At 70.8% G+C, this 19,031-nt stretch carries 23 protein-coding genes; 9 read left to right on the top strand and 14 right to left on the bottom strand.

Annotated elements, in window-relative coordinates; translation table 11 throughout:
• Positions 1 to 352: 352 nt before the first annotated feature.
• The gene (locus tag HYV14_00245) at positions 353 to 2,293 is read right to left on the bottom strand and encodes a hypothetical protein (GenBank protein ID MBI2384420.1); all 1,941 of its coding nucleotides are present in this window, start codon (positions 2,291 to 2,293) and stop codon (positions 353 to 355) included.
• Between the two features lie 58 nt (positions 2,294 to 2,351).
• On the opposite strand from HYV14_00245, the gene HYV14_00240 reads away from it, so the two are divergent.
• Positions 2,352 to 3,242: a hypothetical protein gene (locus tag HYV14_00240; GenBank protein ID MBI2384419.1), complete on the top strand. Its 891-nt coding sequence runs from the start codon at positions 2,352 to 2,354 to the stop codon at positions 3,240 to 3,242.
• On the opposite strand, the gene HYV14_00235 is transcribed toward HYV14_00240, so the two are convergent.
• Positions 3,199 to 3,648 carry a hypothetical protein gene (locus tag HYV14_00235; protein ID MBI2384418.1) on the bottom strand — a complete coding sequence of 150 codons (450 nt, stop codon included), beginning with the start codon at positions 3,646 to 3,648 and terminating at the stop codon, positions 3,199 to 3,201. The genes HYV14_00240 and HYV14_00235 overlap by 44 nt on opposite strands.
• A gap of 111 nt (positions 3,649 to 3,759) precedes the next feature.
• Here HYV14_00235 and HYV14_00230 point away from each other — a divergent pair, with 111 nt between their 5' ends.
• The gene (locus tag HYV14_00230; protein ID MBI2384417.1) at positions 3,760 to 5,442 is read left to right on the top strand and encodes a hypothetical protein; all 1,683 of its coding nucleotides are present in this window, start codon (positions 3,760 to 3,762) and stop codon (positions 5,440 to 5,442) included.
• Positions 5,443 to 5,445: 3 nt separating this feature from the next.
• Here the strand turns inward: HYV14_00230 and HYV14_00225 are convergent, their stop codons facing one another.
• The 4 genes from HYV14_00225 to HYV14_00210 are packed head-to-tail and all read right to left on the bottom strand — an operon-like array spanning position 5,446 to position 6,927.
• The gene (locus HYV14_00225; protein MBI2384416.1) at positions 5,446 to 5,883 is read right to left on the bottom strand and encodes a DUF3106 domain-containing protein; all 438 of its coding nucleotides are present in this window, start codon (positions 5,881 to 5,883) and stop codon (positions 5,446 to 5,448) included.
• Complete coding sequence (locus HYV14_00220) at positions 5,880 to 6,035, bottom strand: hypothetical protein (protein ID MBI2384415.1); 156 nt, start codon at positions 6,033 to 6,035, stop codon at positions 5,880 to 5,882. The genes HYV14_00225 and HYV14_00220 overlap by 4 nt, the downstream gene beginning before the upstream one ends.
• A complete protein-coding gene (locus HYV14_00215) occupies positions 6,032 to 6,352 on the bottom strand; it encodes a hypothetical protein (GenBank protein ID MBI2384414.1) in 321 nt (106 codons plus the stop codon). The genes HYV14_00220 and HYV14_00215 overlap by 4 nt, the downstream gene beginning before the upstream one ends.
• Positions 6,349 to 6,927 (bottom strand): RNA polymerase sigma factor, encoded by a 579-nt coding sequence (locus tag HYV14_00210; protein ID MBI2384413.1) that lies wholly within the window; start codon positions 6,925 to 6,927, stop codon positions 6,349 to 6,351. Before HYV14_00210 ends, HYV14_00215 begins: the two co-directional genes overlap by 4 nt.
• A 110-nt stretch (positions 6,928 to 7,037) precedes the next feature.
• Between HYV14_00210 and HYV14_00205 the strand changes: the two genes are divergently transcribed.
• The 4 genes from HYV14_00205 to HYV14_00190 all read left to right on the top strand — a co-directional run bounded on the left by HYV14_00205 (position 7,038) and on the right by HYV14_00190 (position 8,794).
• Positions 7,038 to 7,463 carry a hypothetical protein gene (locus HYV14_00205; GenBank protein ID MBI2384412.1) on the top strand — a complete coding sequence of 142 codons (426 nt, stop codon included), beginning with the start codon at positions 7,038 to 7,040 and terminating at the stop codon, positions 7,461 to 7,463.
• Positions 7,464 to 7,600: 137 nt separating this feature from the next.
• Positions 7,601 to 7,801 carry a 4-oxalocrotonate tautomerase family protein gene (locus HYV14_00200; protein ID MBI2384411.1) on the top strand — a complete coding sequence of 67 codons (201 nt, stop codon included), beginning with the start codon at positions 7,601 to 7,603 and terminating at the stop codon, positions 7,799 to 7,801.
• Between the two features lie 56 nt (positions 7,802 to 7,857).
• Positions 7,858 to 8,268: a response regulator gene (locus tag HYV14_00195; GenBank protein ID MBI2384410.1), complete on the top strand. Its 411-nt coding sequence runs from the start codon at positions 7,858 to 7,860 to the stop codon at positions 8,266 to 8,268.
• Between the two features lie 64 nt (positions 8,269 to 8,332).
• Positions 8,333 to 8,794 (top strand): J domain-containing protein, encoded by a 462-nt coding sequence (locus tag HYV14_00190; protein MBI2384409.1) that lies wholly within the window; start codon positions 8,333 to 8,335, stop codon positions 8,792 to 8,794.
• A 12-nt stretch (positions 8,795 to 8,806) separates the two neighbouring features.
• Here the strand turns inward: HYV14_00190 and HYV14_00185 are convergent, their stop codons facing one another.
• The 5 genes from HYV14_00185 to HYV14_00165 form a co-directional block, all read right to left on the bottom strand.
• Positions 8,807 to 9,901 (bottom strand): FAD-dependent oxidoreductase, encoded by a 1,095-nt coding sequence (locus tag HYV14_00185; protein ID MBI2384408.1) that lies wholly within the window; start codon positions 9,899 to 9,901, stop codon positions 8,807 to 8,809.
• Entirely contained in the window at positions 9,898 to 10,953 is a 1,056-nt protein-coding gene (locus HYV14_00180) for a type III polyketide synthase (protein ID MBI2384407.1), read from the bottom strand. The genes HYV14_00185 and HYV14_00180 overlap by 4 nt, the downstream gene beginning before the upstream one ends.
• Positions 10,953 to 11,666, bottom strand: coding sequence for a methyltransferase domain-containing protein (locus HYV14_00175; GenBank protein ID MBI2384406.1), 714 nt, complete (start codon positions 11,664 to 11,666; stop codon positions 10,953 to 10,955). Before HYV14_00175 ends, HYV14_00180 begins: the two co-directional genes overlap by 1 nt.
• Positions 11,667 to 11,734: 68 nt before the next feature.
• Positions 11,735 to 12,523: a lytic transglycosylase domain-containing protein gene (locus HYV14_00170; protein MBI2384405.1), complete on the bottom strand. Its 789-nt coding sequence runs from the start codon at positions 12,521 to 12,523 to the stop codon at positions 11,735 to 11,737.
• Positions 12,524 to 12,642: 119 nt separating this feature from the next.
• Entirely contained in the window at positions 12,643 to 14,448 is a 1,806-nt protein-coding gene (locus HYV14_00165; GenBank protein ID MBI2384404.1) for a hypothetical protein, read from the bottom strand.
• 124 nt (positions 14,449 to 14,572) lie between these two features.
• Here HYV14_00165 and HYV14_00160 point away from each other — a divergent pair, with 124 nt between their 5' ends.
• Positions 14,573 to 15,292 (top strand): hypothetical protein, encoded by a 720-nt coding sequence (locus HYV14_00160; GenBank protein ID MBI2384403.1) that lies wholly within the window; start codon positions 14,573 to 14,575, stop codon positions 15,290 to 15,292.
• On the opposite strand, the gene HYV14_00155 is transcribed toward HYV14_00160, so the two are convergent.
• Positions 15,261 to 15,458, bottom strand: coding sequence for a hypothetical protein (locus tag HYV14_00155; GenBank protein MBI2384402.1), 198 nt, complete (start codon positions 15,456 to 15,458; stop codon positions 15,261 to 15,263). The two genes, HYV14_00160 and HYV14_00155, sit on opposite strands and share 32 nt — an antisense overlap.
• A gap of 97 nt (positions 15,459 to 15,555) precedes the next feature.
• On the opposite strand from HYV14_00155, the gene HYV14_00150 reads away from it, so the two are divergent.
• Both HYV14_00150 and HYV14_00145 read left to right on the top strand, forming a co-directional pair.
• Positions 15,556 to 17,343, top strand: a complete 1,788-nt coding sequence (locus HYV14_00150) for a HEAT repeat domain-containing protein (GenBank protein MBI2384401.1) — start codon at positions 15,556 to 15,558, stop codon at positions 17,341 to 17,343.
• A 109-nt stretch (positions 17,344 to 17,452) separates the two neighbouring features.
• Positions 17,453 to 17,926 carry a helix-turn-helix domain-containing protein gene (locus HYV14_00145; protein MBI2384400.1) on the top strand — a complete coding sequence of 158 codons (474 nt, stop codon included), beginning with the start codon at positions 17,453 to 17,455 and terminating at the stop codon, positions 17,924 to 17,926.
• A 45-nt stretch (positions 17,927 to 17,971) separates the two neighbouring features.
• Here the strand turns inward: HYV14_00145 and HYV14_00140 are convergent, their stop codons facing one another.
• Both HYV14_00140 and HYV14_00135 read right to left on the bottom strand, forming a co-directional pair.
• A complete protein-coding gene (locus HYV14_00140; GenBank protein ID MBI2384399.1) occupies positions 17,972 to 18,400 on the bottom strand; it encodes a hypothetical protein in 429 nt (142 codons plus the stop codon).
• Between the two features lie 109 nt (positions 18,401 to 18,509).
• A partial coding sequence (locus HYV14_00135; protein ID MBI2384398.1) for an ATP-binding cassette domain-containing protein occupies positions 18,510 to 19,031 on the bottom strand: 522 nt, incomplete at its 5' end.

Raw genomic sequence — 19,031 nt, 5'->3', positions numbered from 1 at the left:
CGCCTGTCTCAGCCGAGGCGCGCTCGCACCCGGGGCGATCCTACCCCCGCCGCCACCCGCTTTCTAAGGCGGATGATTTCCTCCGCTGACCTGCCGTGCGTTTTATCAGCGCCGAGTGCGTCTTATCAGCGCTGCGTTCGTCAAACGAGCATAGCGCCGCATCGCCCGAAGGGCGATGGCGCTAGGCGGTCGAGGGAGCGTTGATATAGGGGGCCCGGCGGGATGATGTCCCGAGGGGCGTGGGGTCGCCGCGCCGTTTGCGCTCGAAGCGCGGTCGACCCCGAGCGAGGCTCAATGCCGAGCGGCCCCGAGGGTCATCATCCCGCCGGGCCCGCCCGCATCGACGTTGCCGTTACGGCGCCTGGCACCAGAGCCCGTCCTCGAGCTTCCAGTTCTGCGTCGCTGTCCGGCCCTTGTCGGCCGCGCCGCTCTTCCAGCGCGCCGTCACCAGCGCGACGCCGCCCTCGATCTTCGAGGAGAGGATCTTCGCCGAGGACTCCAGGTGCACGCCGCCGGCCTCCTTCTTCTTGGCGCTGACGTAGAAGCCGCGCCGGCCGCGGTAGGGGGCGGCCTCGCGGGCGTCCTTGCACAGGCAGGTGTCGTAGTGGTCGCCGAAGGCGCCCTGCGACAGGAGCTGGGCGCAGAAATCGAACTGCTCGTGGACCTGGACGAGCGCGAGCTGGTCGCCCTCGGCGCCTTCGCCGGGCTCCGCCGCCTTGGCGGGCTGATCCTCGATGCCGGGAGGCGGCGCGGGCTTGCCGGGCTCCGTCAACGGCGCGGAGCCGAGCCCCGCGATCTCCGCGGGCGACGCAGCGGCGTCCTCGACCGGCGGCGCCGGAGCGCGCGCCGGGACGGAGGCGGCGCGGTCGCTCGCGCTGACCTGGCGCTTGAGCCCCGGCAGGGAGAACTGGCCGGGCTTCGCGGCCGGGCGCTGGCCGATCATCGGCGGGGCCTTCTCGCCCGCGGCTTCCGCCGCGGGCTCCGACAAGGTCTCCGTCGAAGGCTGGGTCGCGTCGCTGAGCAGCGCCTCGAGCAGCGGGTCTTTCTCGGCGGCCTTCGCGGCGCGTTTCGCGGCCGGCTTGCCCTCGGGCGCGCGGCTCTCGATGAAGGTGTCGCCGTCGGACGCGGCGGCCTCCGGGGCCGGAGCGGCCTTGGGCGCGCGCGCGGGCCGGGGCTTGCGCGCCCGGCGCGGCTTGGCCGCCGCGACCGGAGCGGCCGACGCGGCGGGCGCGGCGCGCTTGGAGATCTTCTTCGGCTTGGACGCCGACGGGGCCGGCATCGCCGGAGAGGAGGTCTGCGGCGGGGGAGAGTAGATGACCGGCGTTTCGGCGGGAGCCGGCTCCGGCATGGGCGCGGAGGCGGAAGGCGTCAACTCGGCGACGGGCTCGGCGGGAGGGGCGCTCCTCTGGAGCATCATGTAGCCGAGGCCCGCGGAGAGGACGGCGGCGCCGGCGAAGGCGGCCAGCACCGGAGGACGCTTCCAGACCGGGACGGCCGCGGCCGCCGCGGCGGGCTCGGGCGCCAGCGCCGGGGCCGGCGACGGCGAGTCGTAAGAGGGAGAAGGGGCGGAGGCTTCGACCTCGGCGAGCTGGCCCATCTTCCCGGGTTGCAGCGGCCGGCGCGGGGATTCGACCGCGGGCGGGGGCGCCGGCTCCTCCGGATAGGAGAGCAGGGGGTCCAGGTGCGCGAAAGGGTCCTTCGGCGCGTCGAACGGGGACGGCTCAGCCGGAAGCGGGGCGGGCTCGGGCGCGGGGGCCGGAGGAAGGATGGGCGCGGGCGCGGGGGCCGGTGGGAGGATGGGCGCGGGCGCCGGGACCGAGGGCGGCGCGGAGACGTCCTCGGCGCGGCCGTCCATGCGCCCGCCGCACGAGTTGCAGAAGCGGGCCTCCTCGAGGTTCTCGTGCGCGCAGCGCGGGCAAGGCTTGGTCTTGACGACCGGGGCCGGAGCGGGCATCGCGGGCAGAGCGGGGGTCGGCGGCAGAGCGGGAGTCGCGGGCAGGGCGGGCAGCGGCAAGGGGAAAGGCGCCGGCACCGGGATCTGATTCGCCTTCGGCAGGTCCAGCGACGGGGGTTGGGGCGGCGCCGGCGGAGCGGCCGGAGCGGGGACGGCGAGAGGCGCCTCGAGCAGGGCTTTCTTGAAGGGCGCGTAGGCCAGAGCGGGCTTCCAGTCCGCCGAGTCGTCCGAGCCGACCGGGCAAACGAGGGTATCGCCATCGAAGCCGGGAAGCTTCAACAGTTCCTCGATCCCCGCGGGTCCGTGCGTGGATTTGCCGTCATGCGCAAAGAATCGCACCAAGGAAAATATAAATTATTGGTGTTACGGCCTCATTTCCTATTATAAGGGCGAACTCATGAGCCCCCAGCGCGTCGCCTTGGTCACCTGCGGCTCCATCAGGGAGCTCAACGACGACGATCGGCCTCTGCTGACCGAGCTGTGGAGCCTGGGGATCGAGGCGGAGCCCGCGGTCTGGGACGATCCCTCCGTGGACTGGAAACGCTACGACGCGGCCGTCATCCGCTCCGCCTGGGACTATCATCTCACGCCCGCCGCGTTCTTCTCCTGGCTGTCGCGCCTCGAGTCGCTGGGCGTCGCGGTCTGGAACCCGGCGCCGGTGATCCGCGCCAACGCCGACAAATCCTACCTGAAGGAGCTCGAGGCCGCGGGCGTGCCGGTCGTGCCGACCGCGTGGGTCGAGCGGGGCGCCGGGACGAGGCTGGACGAGGTCCTCGAGGCCCGCGGCTGGGACGACGCCGTGGTCAAGCCGGCCGTCTCCGCCGGCGCCTTCCGCACCAGCCGCGTCCGGCGCGGAAGCCCCGACGGCCAGGCGGCGCTCGACCACGTGCTCTCGCATTCCGCCGCGATGGTCCAGCCGTTCCTGCCGGAGATCGCCGAGGAGGGGGAGTGGTCGTTCGTCTTCATCGGCGGCGCGTACTCCCACGCGGTGCTCAAGACTCCGCGCGCCGGGGACTTCCGCGTGCAGGAGGAGCACGGCGGCCGGACCGCCCGCCGCGAGCCCCCGCCGGGACTGCTCATCCAGGCCCGCGACGCGGCGATCGCGGGGCCGCGGCCCTGGCTTTACGCGCGCGTCGACGGCGTGCGGCGCGGGGGGGACCTTCTCGTCGTCGAGCTCGAGCTCATCGAGCCTTTCCTGTTCCTGTCGTACGCGCCCGGCGCCGCGCGGAAGCTCGCCGAGGCGATCAAGGCGCGGGTGTCTTCTCCGAGACCTTCTCCCAAGCCGTGACGACCCAGCGCTTGCCGCGCTTCGAGAGATAGTCCCTCTCCACGCCGCCGAAATTCCCCTTGCCGTCCATGGTCTCGACGCGGTAGGAGAGCAGGACGACCGCGCTCTCGTGGCCGAGGCGCTCGTACTCCACCTTCTCGACGCGGAAGCGCGCCGGACCGTGCTTGGCGAAGAAGTCCTTGCCCCAGGCCGTGATCTGCTCGCGGGTCATCGGCTTGGCGATCGCGACGTCGAACAGCAGGGCCAGCGCGTCCGCGTTGCCGGCCGCGAAGGTCTGGGCGACCTCGTCGTAGTAGGCGCGCACGTCGTCGCGCAGGCGCAGCTCGGCGTCGGACACCGTGCGCGCGAAGCTCACGTAGCCGCAGGACGCCGCGAGCGCCGCCGCCAGCAGGAGTAGGGGTCTCATGGCGGTAGAGTAACCCATACCATGGGACAGGTCAAGGCATAGGCCCATTGGCGGGGGCGCTTCGGACCTATGGCCCAGGACGGGCGCCCCTCGCGGTGGTACTCTCCTCATATGAACCGAACCCCCCGCCGGCTCCTCTCCGCGCTCCTGACGGTCGCCTTCGCGCCGGTTTTCGCCTCGGCCCAGCAGGTCTCGGTTCCGCGCGTGACGCTCACGCCCTCCCTCGGCGGCGCCTCCGGCGCCGCGGGCCTCCTCCCCGGCTCCCTCGGCGGCCCCATGGCCTTGTCGCCGGCGCCGATGCTCTCTCTGACGCCGACCCTCTCCGTCCTGTCAGCGCCCGCGCTCACGGCGCCGGCCCCCGTCGCGCAGGCCGTGCCCGTCGCGCTCTCTCCCGTGGTCTCCCCCGCGGCCGTCGCCGCGAGGCACGAGACCGCGGCCCCGGCCCTCCGCGTCGCCCCCGCTCTCGAGGCCATCGAGCGGTCCGCCGCCTCCCGCGACGGCGGCCGCCGCGACGGCCGCGGCGGCGGCGCGATGTTCGACGGCGCGCGCGAGCGCGCCGCGGCCCCCGCGAGCCCGTACATCGTCAACGACGAGGGCGTGAAGATCAACGACCGCGCCGCGATCTACTACACCGAGGTCCGCCGCATGGTCGAGCTGTACAAGGGCAAGATCAACCTCGAGGAGAGCCTCGACGTGATGGACGACGCCTACTCCGACGTCGTCGCCAAGGTCTCCGCGGTCGAGGCGGTGGCCAAGGGCCGCGGCCTCTCGCAGGTCAACACCCATCTCGAGGAGACCCTCACCTTCGTCGACGGCGTCCTCGACGACGGCTCTAAAAAAGTGGCCGTGCACACGCATCGGGTGTTCTTCCACAAGGCGAAAAACCCCCGGTCCGAGATCGTCGAGGGCATGCGCCGCGTCGGCGGCGTCATCAAGGACGCCGAGGCGATGTTCTCTCGCGGCGGCAAGGCCGAGCAGCAGATGGGCAAGCTCGACGAGGTCGAGCTCGTCTTCGATGCCCGCGGCTACCAGGAGATCAAGGACCATATCAAGACGCTCGGCGCCGAGGTCACCGCCCGCAGCAAGGGACGCATCACCTTCAAGTTCCTCGACGAGCTCGCCCCGCTCCCCAAGACCCAGGAGGAGATCCGCGCCAAGCTCAACGAGATGGCCCGGAAGTACGGCGGCGAGAACGCCGACGGCCTCTCCAAGATCTACGAGGGCGTGATCTACTCCCGCTACGTCGGCCTGCTGCTCGAGCTCAAGACCGTCGAGCACTACTACAAGCTCGGCTACAAGATCCTGCAGAGCGGCCGCGAGCTGTTCGACGAGAAGGGGATCTACGTCTCCGAGCTCGACGTCGTCGTCGAGAGCCCCGAGGGCAAGGTCTCCGTCGTCGAGGCGAAGTCCTCCCGCGTCGGCCTGCCCCCCGAGGAGGTCCTCGCGGACAAGGTCGTCTACAAGCTCAAGACCTACCAGAAGTTCAAGGCCCAGCTCGACGCGATGATCGGCAAGAAGTTCGACGCCGTCGTGTTCTCGATGGACGTGGCGATCGACCCGGACATCGACCCCTCCGAGGTCCTGCCCAAGGACCTGCGCAAGATCGAGCTGATGGACTTCCTCAAGTCCAAGGAAGCCTCGCTCTCCAAGGAATACGGCTTCCCGGTGAGCTTCCTGTTCATGCAGAGCGGCCCCGAGGGCGGCGACGCCCGCATGGGCCTGCGCAAGGGCGGCTCCGGCGGCCGCTCCAACGGCGGCGGCCGGTCGAACGGCCGCAAGCACGGCCGGCGCTGATCCTCAGCGCGTAGGACGCTGGCGGCGCCGCTCGTGGCGCTGCTCGCGGCGCTCGCCGCGACGCTGATGGTTCTCGCGGCGCTGCTCCCGGCGCTCCCGCCGCTCGCGCAGGAAGCGTTCGCGCTTCTCGGGCGGCATCTTCTCGAGCTTGCGGAAGCGCTCGCGCAGCCGCGCGCGCTGCTCGGGCGACAGCTCCTGGAAGCGCTTCCACCGCGCGCGGAGCGCCCGCTTCTCCTCGGGCGGCAGGGCCGAGAAGCGCTCGTGGCGCTCCTTGATCTCGGCGCGGCGCTCCTCGGGCATGGCCTTCCAGCGCCGGTAGTTCTCGACGACGCGCTCGCGCTCGGCGGGCGTCATCGCCTCCCAGCGCGCGCGGGACGCGTCGTCGGCGCGCGCGGCGGCGGCGCAGAGGGTCAACAGCAAGGCGAAGAGCGCGTTCCTCACGGGGCCTCCTCTCCGCCCTCGATCAGGGGGAGGTCGTCGAGCAGCTCGATGTTCTGCAGCAGCTCCGCGGGCGGGTGGGCCAGGGCCTCTTGCCGGGCCGCCATGCCGCCGGCGAGCACGGCGGCCAGCAACAGCAGGTCGAGATAGCTCATGCCTTGTCCAGCTCCACGGCGTCTTGAAGCTCGTCGAGGTGCTCGAGCAGCGGGGCCGTCTCCAGGAAGTCGAGGTCGTCGGCGGGCATCGACGCCGTCGGCGGGGTCTCGGGCGGCGGCGCGGGCCGGCTGCGGAACACCAGGACGAGGGCGGCCGCCAAGGTGCCGGCGGCGAGCAGGCCCGCGAGACGGCGCGGGGCGGGGGCGCCGCCGCGCAGGAGCGACAGGACCTTCCCGCGTTGATGCGTCCAGCCGGGCTCTCCGCGACGGACGCGGGGCAGGGCTTCGTTCAGGCCGTCCCAGAAGGGGTCGCTCACGGTGTCTCCTTTAACAGCGGTTCGAGGCGCGCCCGCGCCTGGTGCAAGGTCGCCTTGACCGTGCCCTCGGCCGCTCCGACGGCGGCGGCGATCTCGTTGATCTCGAGGCCCTCCAGGCGCAGCAAGACCATCTCCTTCTGACGAGGGGGGAGTCCCTCGACGGCGGCGCGCAGGCGCTCGGCCCGGTCGTCCCGCTCTCGTCTCCCGGCTGGATCGGCCTCGGGCGAGGGGTCGGCGACGGCCTCGCCCAGAGCGGGCGCGTCGGGCTCCCCGCTGGCCGCATGGTCGAGGCTCAGCCAGCGCCGCACGGAGCGCCAGCGTCCGGCCGAGCGCGCCTTGTTGAGCGCGATCCTCAATATCCAGGCCCGTCCCGGGGCGTCGCCGCGGTAGGACTTCGCGGAGCGCCACACGGCCAGGAACGTCTCCTGGGCCGCGTCGTCGGCGGAGGCGTCGTCGCCGAGCAGGCGCCGCGCGACCGCGTGGACCGAGGGCATGTGGGCCTTCATGAGCGCGTCGAGGGCGGCTTCATCGCCTTGAGCGACGGCTTGAATGAGGCCGCGGTCCCGATCCTCCATCCCTATAGACGCTTCCGGGGGCATGGGGGTTTAGTCGTGACCGAAGTCACTAAACCTCGGGGGGGCCTGTCGCGTCATGGGGGGTAAGGTAGCAAAGGAGACCAACGAAAATGAAAAGCCTTCTGATGTTCGCCGTGATGCTCAGCCTCGCCCCGGCCGCGTCGGCCGAGGAAGCCGCGGAGCATGCAGGGGAGAAGCTGGAGCGGCGGGGCGAGCGCCTCGAGCGGCAGGGCGAGCGCCTGGAGAACAAGGGCGAGCGCCTCGAGCGGCAAGGCGAGCGCATGCAGGAGCGCGCCGAGAAGCTCGACGCCAAGGCGGACGCGCTCGCGGCCGCGGGGAAGGACAAGGCCGCGTCCCGTCTCGAGAGGCGCTCCGAGAAGCTCGAGCGGACGGGCGAGCGCCGCGAGAACCGCGGGGAACGCCTGGAACGCCGCGGCGAGCGCCGCGAGCGGCACGGCGAGCGCCTGGAGCGCCGCGGAGAACGCCTGGAGCACCGGGGCGAGCGCCGTTCCGGCCCGGCCGCGCGCGGACGCTGATCCGGGGGATTCTTACCACAAAGACACCAAGACACGAAGAACGGAAAGGAGGGTAACGGCAAGCCGATGCCGTTACCCTTTCTTTTTTGTGTCTTGGTGTCTTTGTGGTTGATATCCGTGGTTGGTATGATACGCCCATGCCCTTCATTAATATCAAGATGACCCCCGGCCCCACGGCCGAGCAGAAGGCCGAGTTCATTAAGCGCGTCACCGCGCTCGCCGCCGAGGTCCTCGGCAAGAACCCGGCGACCACCCACGTCGTGATGGAAGAGGTCCCGGCCGACGGCTGGGGCATCGCCGGCGAGACGGTCGCCACCCGCAAGAAGCGCGGCGCCTGAGGGATTTGACCGTTATTTGACTGGCTCCGTCGGGACGCCGGGCGTATGCTATCGGCATGAAGCCCTGCATCTACATGGTGGACGACGAGCCGGACTTCCAGACCATCGTGCACTCGTGGCTGGAACCGACGTACGAGGCCCTCGCGCTCAAGGACGCCGACGAGCTGGCCGGCGCGATCCGGGCCCGGAGGCCGGACCTCGTCATCATGGACCTCCATCTCACCGGGTCCGACGGCTTCGAGGCCTGCCGGCGCCTGCGCGGCGCGCCCGGCCTCGACGGGGTGCCGGTCCTCTTCCTGACCGCCTCGCACGTGGCCGCGGACTACCGCCGCAGCATGGGCGCGGGCGGCAGCGGCTACCTGACCAAGCCCGTCGGCCGGCGCCAGCTGCTCGCCGCCGTCGACGAGCTCCTCTCCGAGGGCCGGGTCCTCGGCAAGTACACGGTGGACACCGGCGGCGGCGACTGAGCCGTCGCTAAAAAGTCCCACGCCCGTCCTTGGCCTCCCGCGTTCCGATTCCTAGACTTCCTCCATGGAGAAAGACTGCTATGAGATCCTGGGCGTGCCCCCCGACGCGAAGCCCGAAGAGATCAAGGCCGCCTATCGGACGCTGGCGCTCCGGCGCCATCCCGACCTGAACGCCGGCGACCCGCGCGCCGGCGAGCGCTTCATGCGCATCCAGGCCGCCTACGAGACGCTGGGGAACCCCTACCGGCGGGCGCGCTACGACCTGGGGCGGTCCTGGCGGCGGAGCGCCGTCTCCGACGCGTCGAAGCGCGTCCCGCCCCGCGGCTCCGGCGCGCGCCTGCTGATGCTCGTCGGCGCGCTCATCGCGCTGCGCGGCTTCGCCGGGCTCGTCCTGTTCCCGGAGGACGCCTTCGTCCCCGAGTGGCTCCTGCCCCGCGCCGGCCGCGACGCGAGCTTCCGGCTCTACGTCGTCGGCATGGCCTTGGTGTTCTGCGCGGCCGGCATCCGGAGCCTGCGCCGCGATTAGACGCCGCGGCGGCTAGTCGGCGAGCAGGGCCGAGAACGCGGAGGGAAAGGCGTGCAGCCCCCTGATCGCCCAGCGCGCGAGCTTCGGCCGGCGGCTCATCGCGAGCGCGAGGCGGGCCAGCCGCTCCTTGGGGCGCAGGAGCCGCCGCCGCCGCCGGGTGTAGCCGCCGGGACGCCCCCAGCCTCCGAGGGCCGCGGCGGTCTCCTCGGCCGCCAGGCGCCCGCTCCTCAGCGCGAGGCCGATGCCGTCGCCGACGAGCGGGTCCACCGCGCCCGCGGCGTCGCCCGCGGCGAGCCAGGGGCCGTCCTCGCAGCTCTCGGACGCGGACGCCAGCGGGCCGAGGCCCACGACCGGCGCGTCGAGCGCCGCGCGCGCGAGCCTCGTCCTCAGCGCGGGGTGGGCGCGCGCCAGGCGCCAGAACGCGGCCTCGCGGCCCCGGAAATCCCGCGCCAGCGTCGCCCGCTCCAGCAGCAGCGCCGCCGAGACCCGGCACTCGCCGGGCAGCGGCGTCAGGTACACCTCGCCGCCTTCGATCATGAACACCTCGACGAAGTCCCCGGCGCCGACGCTCGTGAGCCGGGCCGCGAGGCCGTAGCGCTTGAGCGCGGGCTCCCGGCGCGGCACGCCGAGGGACCGGAGCGAGGGCGAGGCGGCCCCGTCGGCCGCGATGAGGCGCTCGGCGCGCAGCGTCCCGTTCGGCAGCCGCACGCGCACCCCGTCGCCCGCGCGCTCGACGCCGAGGGGCGCGGTGTTCTGGAAGACGCGCACGCCGCGCATCTCCGCGGCCCGCCTCAGCAGGAGGTGGTCGAGGTCCTCCCGCGGCACCGCCAGGCCCTGGCCGTCCGGGAAGCGCGAGCGCGCGAACCGCCCCTCGCGCGTCGTCCAGGCGACGCCGCTGAACCTCCGGCCGAGCGCCTCGGCTTCCTCGTAGACGCCGAGGTCGCGCAGGACCGCGACGCCCGCGGGCATGATGCCTTCGCCGCAGGCCTTCCGGCGCGGGAACGCCGCGCGGTCGATCAGCGCCACGGAGCGGCCCGCGCGCGCCAGGTACATCGCCGCCGCGCAGCCCGCCGGGCCCGCCCCGATGATCGCGCAGTCGTGGGTCATGAGGCGCGCAGCAGCAGCGCCTCGAGGGCGAAGCCGGGCCCGAGAGCGGCGAGCAGTCCCCAGGAGCCGGGCCGCGCGGGCTCGGCCAAAGCGTCCTTCAGGATGAACAGCACCGACGCCGACGACAGGTTGCCGTGCCGCCTCAGGAACGCGCGGGAGAGCCCCGCCGCGCCGTCGGGCAGGCCCATCGCGCGCTCGCAGGCGTCGAGGATGCGCGCGCTCCCCGGATGCAGGATCAAAGGGGCCAGCTCGTCCACGTAGGCGCCGTGGCGCGCGAGCAGGGGGCTCAGCGCGGCCTCCAGGTTCCGCTCGACGACGGCGGGCGCGTCGGTCGAGAGCACGAGGCGCATGCCGTCCCCGCCGAAGTCCCAGCCCATCACGTGCAGGGAGTCCGGGATCAGCGCGCTCTCGTTGTCGACGACCGCGAGCCTCGCGCGCGCGGCCGCCGGCGCCCGCGCGCCGCACAGGACGGCGCAGGCGGCCCCGTCGCCGAACAGCGCCGCGGCCACGAGCTGGGTCATCGTCCCGTCCCGGGGGAGGAAGGTCAGGCTGCACAGCTCGACCGACAGCACGGCGACCGTCTCCTCGGGATGGCCGCGCAGGTACTCATAGGCCCGGGACAACGCCACGGCCCCGCCCGCGCAGCCGACGCCGAACAGCGGCGTGCGCTTGAGCGTACGCCGGAAGGGCAAAGACTGCGCCAGGTGCGCGTCGAGGCTCGGGGTCAGCAGGCCCGTCGTCGTGACGCTGAACAGGTGGGTCAGCTCCCCGATCGCGACGCCGGCCTGCTCGAGGGCGGACAGCAGCGCCCTCCGCGCCAGGCGCTCGGCGTGCGGGAGATAATCCGCGTTGCGCTTCGCGAAGGCGGCGCCGGCGAAATAGTAATCGGGCGCCTCGACCAAGGCGCGGGACTCGACGCCAGCCCGGTCGAACACGCCCTCGCGGCCGCCCGCCTCGGTGCCCGCGAACGCGGCCGCGCAGCGCGCCCGGATCGTCTTCTGCTCGTACCGCGTCTCCGGCACGGCGGTCCCGACGGCCAGCACCCGCGCCATCAGATCTTCTCTCCGGCGAGGCTCAGCCGGAAGAACGGCCCGCGCCTGACCCTCAGGTACTTCAGCCCCGCGCGGTGGGCCGCGCCCTCGAGCTCCTCCGGCAGGAAGGCGCGCCGCACCGACAGCGGCCCGTCGCAGCGCGACACCCGCCCGGCCAGGCAGGTCAGCGCCCTCACGCCGGCGTACGCCGCCGCGCAGCGCCGCAGGTCGCTGAAGAGCAGGCCCTTCTCGGCGAGGCCGTCGCACAGCCTCAGCGACTCCTCCAACTCCGCCGGCGGCAGGTGGTGCAGGAACAGCGAGCCCAGGACGTAGTCGAACCGCCCGCCCTGCTCGGCGAACTCCCGGAGGTTCGCCTGCATCAGCCACAGGCTCTGCTCTCCCTCCGTCCGCGCCCGCGCGAGCTCGAGTATGCGCTCGTCGATGTCGATGCCGGTTATCTTTATATTGAACCTGCGCTGCCGCCCCCAGTTCAGGATGCGCAGCGGGATGTCGGCCGCGCCGGTGCCGACGTCGAGCATGGTGATGATCTTGCGCTTGTCCCAGGCCCGGCTCCAGATCTCCAGCCGGTCGCGCATGACCGCCCAGCCGCCGAGGAAGGTGTTGGACGTGGAGAGGAAATCCAGCGCGTCGCTGAGCTCCGCCGCGCTCGGTGTGCCCGAGTCCATCAGCTCGGGCTCGTCGGCTCTTCGCTCCAGCGCGGGGATGAGATTCATGCCCCCAAGATAACACGGCGGCCTTATCCGCGCCTTAGCGGCGAGGTAAAGGTTTCGTCCCGGTTATTTCAAGCCGTCGCGGGGCGCAGCTCGCTGACCTTGGACCGGTAGAAGAGCAGGACCTTCCTCACGTAGTCGCGCGTCTGCGCGTACAGGCGGCGATGCGCGAGGAACCTCGGCCCGGCGTTGTACGCCGCGACGATCCGCTGGATCAGCCAAGACGGCGCGTCCTTGTACGGCACGCCCTTCAGCTGGTACTTCCTCCAGGCGCGCTCGAACAGGTGCACCATGTACAGAGTGCCCGCGCGGATGTTGGCCTCCGGCTCGTACAGCGCCCGTCCCGACACGCCCATCTCCTCCGAGGTCGCGGGCATCACCTGCATCAGCCCGAGCGCCCCGGCCGGGGACTTCGCGCGCGCCGTGAACTCCGACTCGGCGGCGATCACGGACTTGACCAGCCTCGGGTCCAGGCCGAGCGCGTCCGCGTGCCGCGCGATCATCGCGTCGTAGCCGTCCGTCTCCGGGCGCCTGCGCAGCCGGTCGAAGGTCCGCGTGAAGGGCAGCGGCGGCACCGGCGGGATCTCGAGCACGAAGGGGACCGCGGCGGGCGTCCGTTTCGACAGCGGCTTCGGCGCGGCCGCCGGGATCGCCGGGACCGCGGGCCTGCCGGCAACCTCCGGCACGTTGAGGAGCGCGCGGTGGGCGCCCGCGTCGAAGAAGCGGCCGAACTCGGCGCCGGCCAGGCCGAAGGTCTGGACGGAGTTCAGCGCGAGCAAGGTCTCCGGCGCGGGATTGGTGAGGGCGGACGTGGGAACGGCGAAGACGAGGACGGCGGCGAGATAAGCGGAGGCTTGCATGTGCACAACTCCAGACCGGCCGCGCATAGCGCGGCCAAGCGTTCCTCGGCGGGTGGGGATGTTAGTACATCATCGTCCCATAAGCCCAAAGGTCTTTAGGACCATTTTAAAAATGGGCCTTATGGGGCAACGGCGGGCTTCGACGCGCGGGCGAGCGCCCAGGTCAGGAGGAGCAGGAGGCCGATGAGCGGTCCCACCGCGAGCGCCAGCAGGGGCAGGCTCGCGATGCCGGCTCCGGCGAGGATCTTGCCGAACGCCCACAGCCCGAGGACGATGACGATCGACGACGCGCTCTCGAGCACCGCCGTCGCGTCGTCCACCTTGCCCTTCGGCGCGCGCGATTGGAAGAAGCTCTCGAGCTTCAGCTTGGCGATCACCTGAGGGATGCCGAAGAAGAACAGCGCCAGCGCGGGCACGGTCAGGCTGCCCCACAGCGCCCCGACCGGCGCGGCCAGCGCCGCGAACAAGGTCATGCCGAGCGCGCAGGCGACCGTCCACCGCAGCATCGAGGTCCGCATCGCCGCGGCGTCGCGCTCCCGCCTCTGCTGGCGCATCGTCCACAGCCCCGCGACGATGCCGCCCAGGCTGTACAGCCCGATCATCATCCCGCCGTACGCCGCGGCCAGGGCCTCGTGGCCGGGCCCCGCCACGTGCAGCGCGAACGCCGGGGCGATGAACCAGTACACGAGCGAGATCGGCACGTACACGAGCGAGTAGGTGAGCACGCTGTACAGCAGGGCCGGCGTCCGCGCGACCTGGAGCACGCCGTCCTTCAAATGCTGGAAATACGTGAGGAGCGACCCCTCGCCGGGACCGGGCAGCCCGTTGCCGTCGAGGCCCGAGACCTTGCCGGGGAACTTCAGCGTCAGCGCCACCAGGCCGATCGAGAGCGACATCGCGACGGGGAACGCGACCAAGGCGGGGATGAACCCGACCGCCGCGACCAAGGCGCCGGTCGCGATCGGCACGATGGTGGCCACGACCTCGACGACGGTCTGACGGGCGGCCTTGAAGTGCTCGAGCTTCCGCTGGTCCTGGTTCAGGAGCACGGCGGGTATGCTCTTCTCCGTGATCAGCGCGACGCCGAGCAGGACCGCGTCCACGGCGAACAGCGCCACCAGCCCGCCCAGGCTCAGCCAGCCCGCCGCGAGCAGACCGGCGATCAAGCCTCCCGTCGCCACGCGCAGACCCGCGCTCCACACGTAGGCGCCCTTGAGGCCGAGCTTCTTGGCGACGATGGGCGCGGCGATGGTGCCCGCGAGCTCCGCGAGCGCGGCGGTCATGCCCACGTCCGCGACCACCGACGCGCTGCCGAACACCTTCGCGATCAGGGGCGGCAGCCCCGCGTTCTGGGACTCGATGCCGACCTGGGCCAGTATCAGCGCCAGCAGGAAGAACGCCAGCGGCTTGGAGAAGCCGAAGTAGGTCTTCCCGCGCGGCGCGCCCGGCGGCGCGGGCGGCTCGTTCGCCGCCTTCGGAGGCTCGAGCTCCGCGGGGGCGAGAGGCGCGGAAGGCTCGCCGGCCGTCGCGACGGAGGCCTCGGCGTCCTTCTCGTCGAAGGCCGCCTTCAGCTCGTCGAAGCGCGCCTGGACCTCGCGTGCCTTCTCGGGCGTCGGCGCGGCGGGGGCGGCCCTCAGCGGGAGGAGGGCCGGCGCGGCGCGGACCGGCCGGACCGCCGAGACGGGCGCCGTCATGAATGCCGCGGGAATCGGAGCCGGGGACGGGACGGCGAGAGTGGAGCCGAGGCCCGGCGCGCTCAAGGCCGAGAGCGAGACCGTCGGCGCCGACAGTCGGGGGGCCGAGAGCGGGGCGAGGCCGAGGCCTCCCGAGGGAAGCGCGGCGGCCCGTCCGGAGACGACCTGCGCCTGGGCGGCGGGGGACAGCCCCAGGACGAGCGCGAGGACGACGGCGACGGCGGCTCTCACGCTCCCATAATAGGGAATGTCCCGGGAGGGCGAGTGAGCCGAAGGTCCCTTTTTCCCGAGGACATTGGTCCTACCCGGCGCGCCGCCATTGACGCCCGCTTCCCGGCCCTCTACACTGATTCCGGTGCAGGAATCATCCCGCGGCGCCGAGCTCGCCTCCCGGACGCGTTTCATGGCCGCCGTCCTGGCCGGCGCGGCGCTGGCGATGCTGGGCGTCTACGCCGGCCTCGGCCTCCACGACGGCTTCGGCGACTGGGATCTCCACCGCGTCGGCCGCAAGTTCCTCCGCGTGCTGCCGTGGATCGTCTGCCTGAGCGCCCTCGGCGGCGCTCTCCTGCATCGGTTCTACGCGCGCGCCCTGTCCGGCAAGCCCTCCTTTCGGGTCATCGCCTGGACCGTCGTCCGCGCCTTCACCCACTTTCCCTTGTTCGGCGGGGTGGCCTTGTTCGCGGCGATGCTCGGTTTAGCGGACCTCGGCCTGCGCGCCGCGCGGCACCGGTTTTTCGGCGGCGGGCCTCCGGGGACCTCCGACGACGCCCTCTCGCGCTGGCTGGGGCCGCCGATCTGGTTCATCATCATGCCGTTCAACCTCATGGGCATCGACGCGGAGAGCGACAGCGACGTCGAGCTGCCCGACACGGTCTCCACGCGGCGGCTTCTGCGCTGGCTCCCGGCCGTGTTCGCGATGCTTCTGATCTGGACCGGCGCGGTGAGCGAGGAGACCGGCGAGCGCGTCGACCCGTACTGGCTCTCGGCCTTCGCGTCCTATTGGCTCGGAGACTACCTGGCCGTCGCCTGGCTGGTCTCGCCGGTCATGATCGCGCGCCGCAAGCGCGGCGGCTGAGGCCCGCGAACCCATCCATGCGAGAATGGAACTCTTCGCGGGTCACCATCTTCTCCTGGATGGCGGCGAGCTTCCCCTCGATGCGGTCCAGCGCCGCCAGGATCATCAGCCCGTCCAGGCCGCCCCCGATCAAGGTCGCGGCCGACCAGATCTTTTTCTCATTCATGTTCGCACCTCCTGCTACCATACGATCGAGGGGGCGAAAAAGTTTCATCCGCGGCGTCCGCCTTGACAGCGAGCGCCGGTTGGACAATACTCCGGGCATGTCCACTCCGAGAGCCGCTCTGTGGGTGAGCTTTGCGTTCGCGTGCGTTCCTTCGGCGTTCGGCGGCGACCTCCCGCCCTGGTCCGGCCCTGTCGCCGTCGTATCGGGATTCGAGATCATGGAGAAGGACGTCCCCGGCCTGGGGGACCCGATGAGCGGCCCTTACAACTTGAAGGACGCGATCCGCCGCATCGCCGTCTCCAAAGGACAGCTCGAGAAGCTCGGCGTGGACGCGGCCCCCGAGGCCGTGGCCCGATGGCGCGACGCCAAGCTGGCCTATCATAAAGACCGGGCCCGCGTGCTCCGCGAGCTGATGGCCCGCCCCGACCAAGCCCAGAGGCTGTACGAGACGACCTCGAGCTCGGCGATCGTCTACGGCCGGTGGCTCGAGTGGACGCTCAATTATCGGACGGAAGAGCGCATCGCGGCATGGGAGAACCGCCCTGCGGTGGGTCGGTTCCGGTTCGACCTCGTCAAGGGAACCGGGCCGCCGCTCTGGATGCTGCTCGATTCCATGGTGGAGGAGCGGATTAATCTAGGCCGGCCGCGCGTGCCGGCATACTCGGAGGTCCTCTCGGCGCCGGACATCGAGATGCTGCGCGGCTTGGGGCGCGCCTGGTCGGAGGACCTCCCCGACATGCTGTCCTTCAAGCCGGGCCTCGCGGTGAGCACGGAGGCCCGGGCCATGGTCGACTCGATGATAAGCTCCACCTACCTCGGCGGCTTCGAGAAAGACCTGATGAAAGTCGTCGACCGCGAATACGTCGAAAAGGCCAAGGTCAAGATCCTCGCCCCGGGCCTGCTCGACGTCAAAGTCCAGTTGTCGAAGCCCGGCCCCGGCGAAATGACTCGGGCCCAGCTCCTGGCTCCGATGACCGCCTCGGAGGCGATCGATGCTCTGTCCGAATACAACGGTCGCCTGACGATCGGCATGCTGACGCTCGCCAAGGCGGGGCCGCGCTCGGTCCCCGCGCTGCTCGAGCGCTTGAAATTACAAGAAACCCGCGGGCTCGGGCACGTGCTCGTCCTATTGAAGTGGCTGAACGCGCGAGAGGCGCTGGCCGTCGTTCGCGAGCGGACGCTCTGGAAAAGCGGCGACGAGGGGACCATGAACGGCTCTTTGGGACTGCTCGCGAGATTCGATCCGGCCTCGCTCGAGACCGTGGTGGCCGAGGCCGTCGCGGAATTCGAGGCCCAGCCGACCTACGCGGGAATCGGCGCCTCGTACGCTTCGCCGCCGGTACGGCGGGCGGCCGTCTATCTCGCGAAGTACCGGCCGAGCCGCGCCAGGCAGGTCTTGATCCCCTATCTGTCGTCGCCGAAGCCGGGCGTCCGCCTGGCGGCGGGGCGGGCGCTCGCCGATCTCGGCGACGTCTCCGGGGTGAAGTACGCCTTGGAGTTCCTGGAACAGGCGCCGGAGCACGACAGGCACTTCGCGATCGACATCATCGAGCGGGTGGGAGGTCCTCGGGGCGCCCGAGGGCTGGATGAACTGGCGCTGCGGCTGAAGGCGCCGATGCTCGCCGTTTCCGCGCGCGACATCGAGTTCGGGGCGCTGCCGGCGGACCGGCGCTGGGCCTATGTGAAAAAGTATCTGGGCAATGAGAACAAGAATGTCGATTACTGGGCCTTCAGGAAGGTCGAGGAAGGCTTTCAGGGCAACGCCCCGGAGGTCGGTCCGATCCTCGAATACGCGGCGGGAATGAAGGGCGCGGTCTGGCAGCAGCGCGCGCAGGAGCTCTTGACCTACCAGGCTCGCAGGCAGGGGGCCTCTAAGTCGCGTTAAGGCCGGTCTGCGGTCGGCCATTATTGTGGCGGTCCGGTATAATATAATAAAATACATTTTTATTGCTATTTATAATATGTAATTACATATTATAATGCGTCAGGCAGCCATGAGAAAACGAAGTCCTCAATCGGTCGGCATGAGCCGCGTGTTGTCCCGATTCATCGAATGGGCGACGCAGGCTCCGGAAGGAGCAGCGGACTATGCGGCGCAGAGCTTGATCCTCCTCACGCGCGTGCGGTTGGGCATGACTCAGGCGCAGCTTGCCAAGCGCAGCGGCCTGACGCAGTCCCACATCGCCAACATCGAGAACGGCAAGGTGGACGTTCAGCTGTCGACTTTGCGCCGGATCTTCGCGGCGCTCGATTGCCGCTTGGTGCTCGCGCCCCAGCCGCTCGGCGACCTGGACGAGCTCATCCGACGCCAGGCGCGCGCGGCCGCCTTGAAGCGCGTCAAGCGCGTGACCGGCAGCATGGCCATGGAGGCCCAGCGTCCGGACGAGGGCATGCTCGAGGACCTCGTCGAGGCGGAGACGGAGAAGCTGCTGCACAACCGCTCCTCAAAGATATGGGAGTCAGACTAAGGTCCTAGGTGCGGGGAGGCGATGCGCGGTGTACGTCGACGGCGCCTACGCCGTGGGCGTTTCGAGCTTCTTGAGGCGCTCGTCGTGATTGGTGAGCGTTTCGGCGTGGACGGCCCAGCGGTGGCGGGAGTCCAGGAGCAGGCCGGAGAAGCCGTCCATGCGCGAGTTGAGGTCGGACATGTCCTTCTTTGTGGCCATGTTCTCCGCCAAGTATTCCTTCAATTCCGCCATCTCGCCGACGAGCCCCGCGACGGAGATCATCGTACGATTGAGCCTGGAGTTCGTGTTGCCAAGCTCCGCATTCGTTTTGCCGAGCTCGGCATTCGTGCTGTCGAGCTTGGCATTCGTTTTGCCGAGGTCGGCATTCGTGTTGTCGAGCCTGGCATTCGCGGCGTTGAGGCCTTCGACCGCCTGCCTGAGCGCGGCGTTCGTGCTCTCGACCGCCTGCTTCAGCTCGCTGATATCGCGACTCATATCGTCGGTCATTGTATCTCGCCCCTCCTCGACCCGCAAGGGTCCTTCGTCCTATTCATACGATCGAGGGGCCCGAAAAGTTGCATGGCGGCGCCCGCCGCCGGGGGATTTAAGACGCGACGAGGCCGGTCTGCACGCGCCACAGGTCGGCGTACGGCCCGGGCCTGGCGCTCAACTCGGCGTGGGTGCCTTCCTCGACGATCTTCCCGTCCTCCAGGACGAAGATGCGGTGCGCCTTGACGATGGTCGAGAGCCGATGGGCCACCATCACGGTCGTCCGTCCGACGACGAGCTTATCCAGGCTCTTTTGGATCGCGGCCTCCGTCTCGTTGTCCACGGCCGAGGTCGCCTCGTCGAGTATCAGGACGGGCGGGTCCTTCAGCACGGCCCGCGCGATGGCCAGGCGCTGCCTCTGGCCGCCGGACAGCTTCTGGCCGCGCTCCCCGACCACGGTGTCGTAGCCTTGGGGCAAAGCGCTTAAGAACTCGTGCGCCTCGGCCGCCCTCGCCGCGGCCTCGATGGCGGGCAAGCCTTTCTCGGGGTCGCCGTACGAGATATTCTCCTTCGCCGTCCCATGGAACAAGAAAGTGTCCTGGCTCACGAAGCCGATCGCCCGCCGCAGCTCCCGCGG

It is taken from the genome of Elusimicrobiota bacterium, assembly GCA_016182905.1.
Taxonomy (GTDB): domain Bacteria; phylum Elusimicrobiota; class Elusimicrobia; order UBA1565; family UBA9628; genus GWA2-66-18.
The sequence above is the reverse complement of the archived record's forward strand: the minus strand, read 5'-3'. Positions and strand labels throughout refer to the sequence as shown.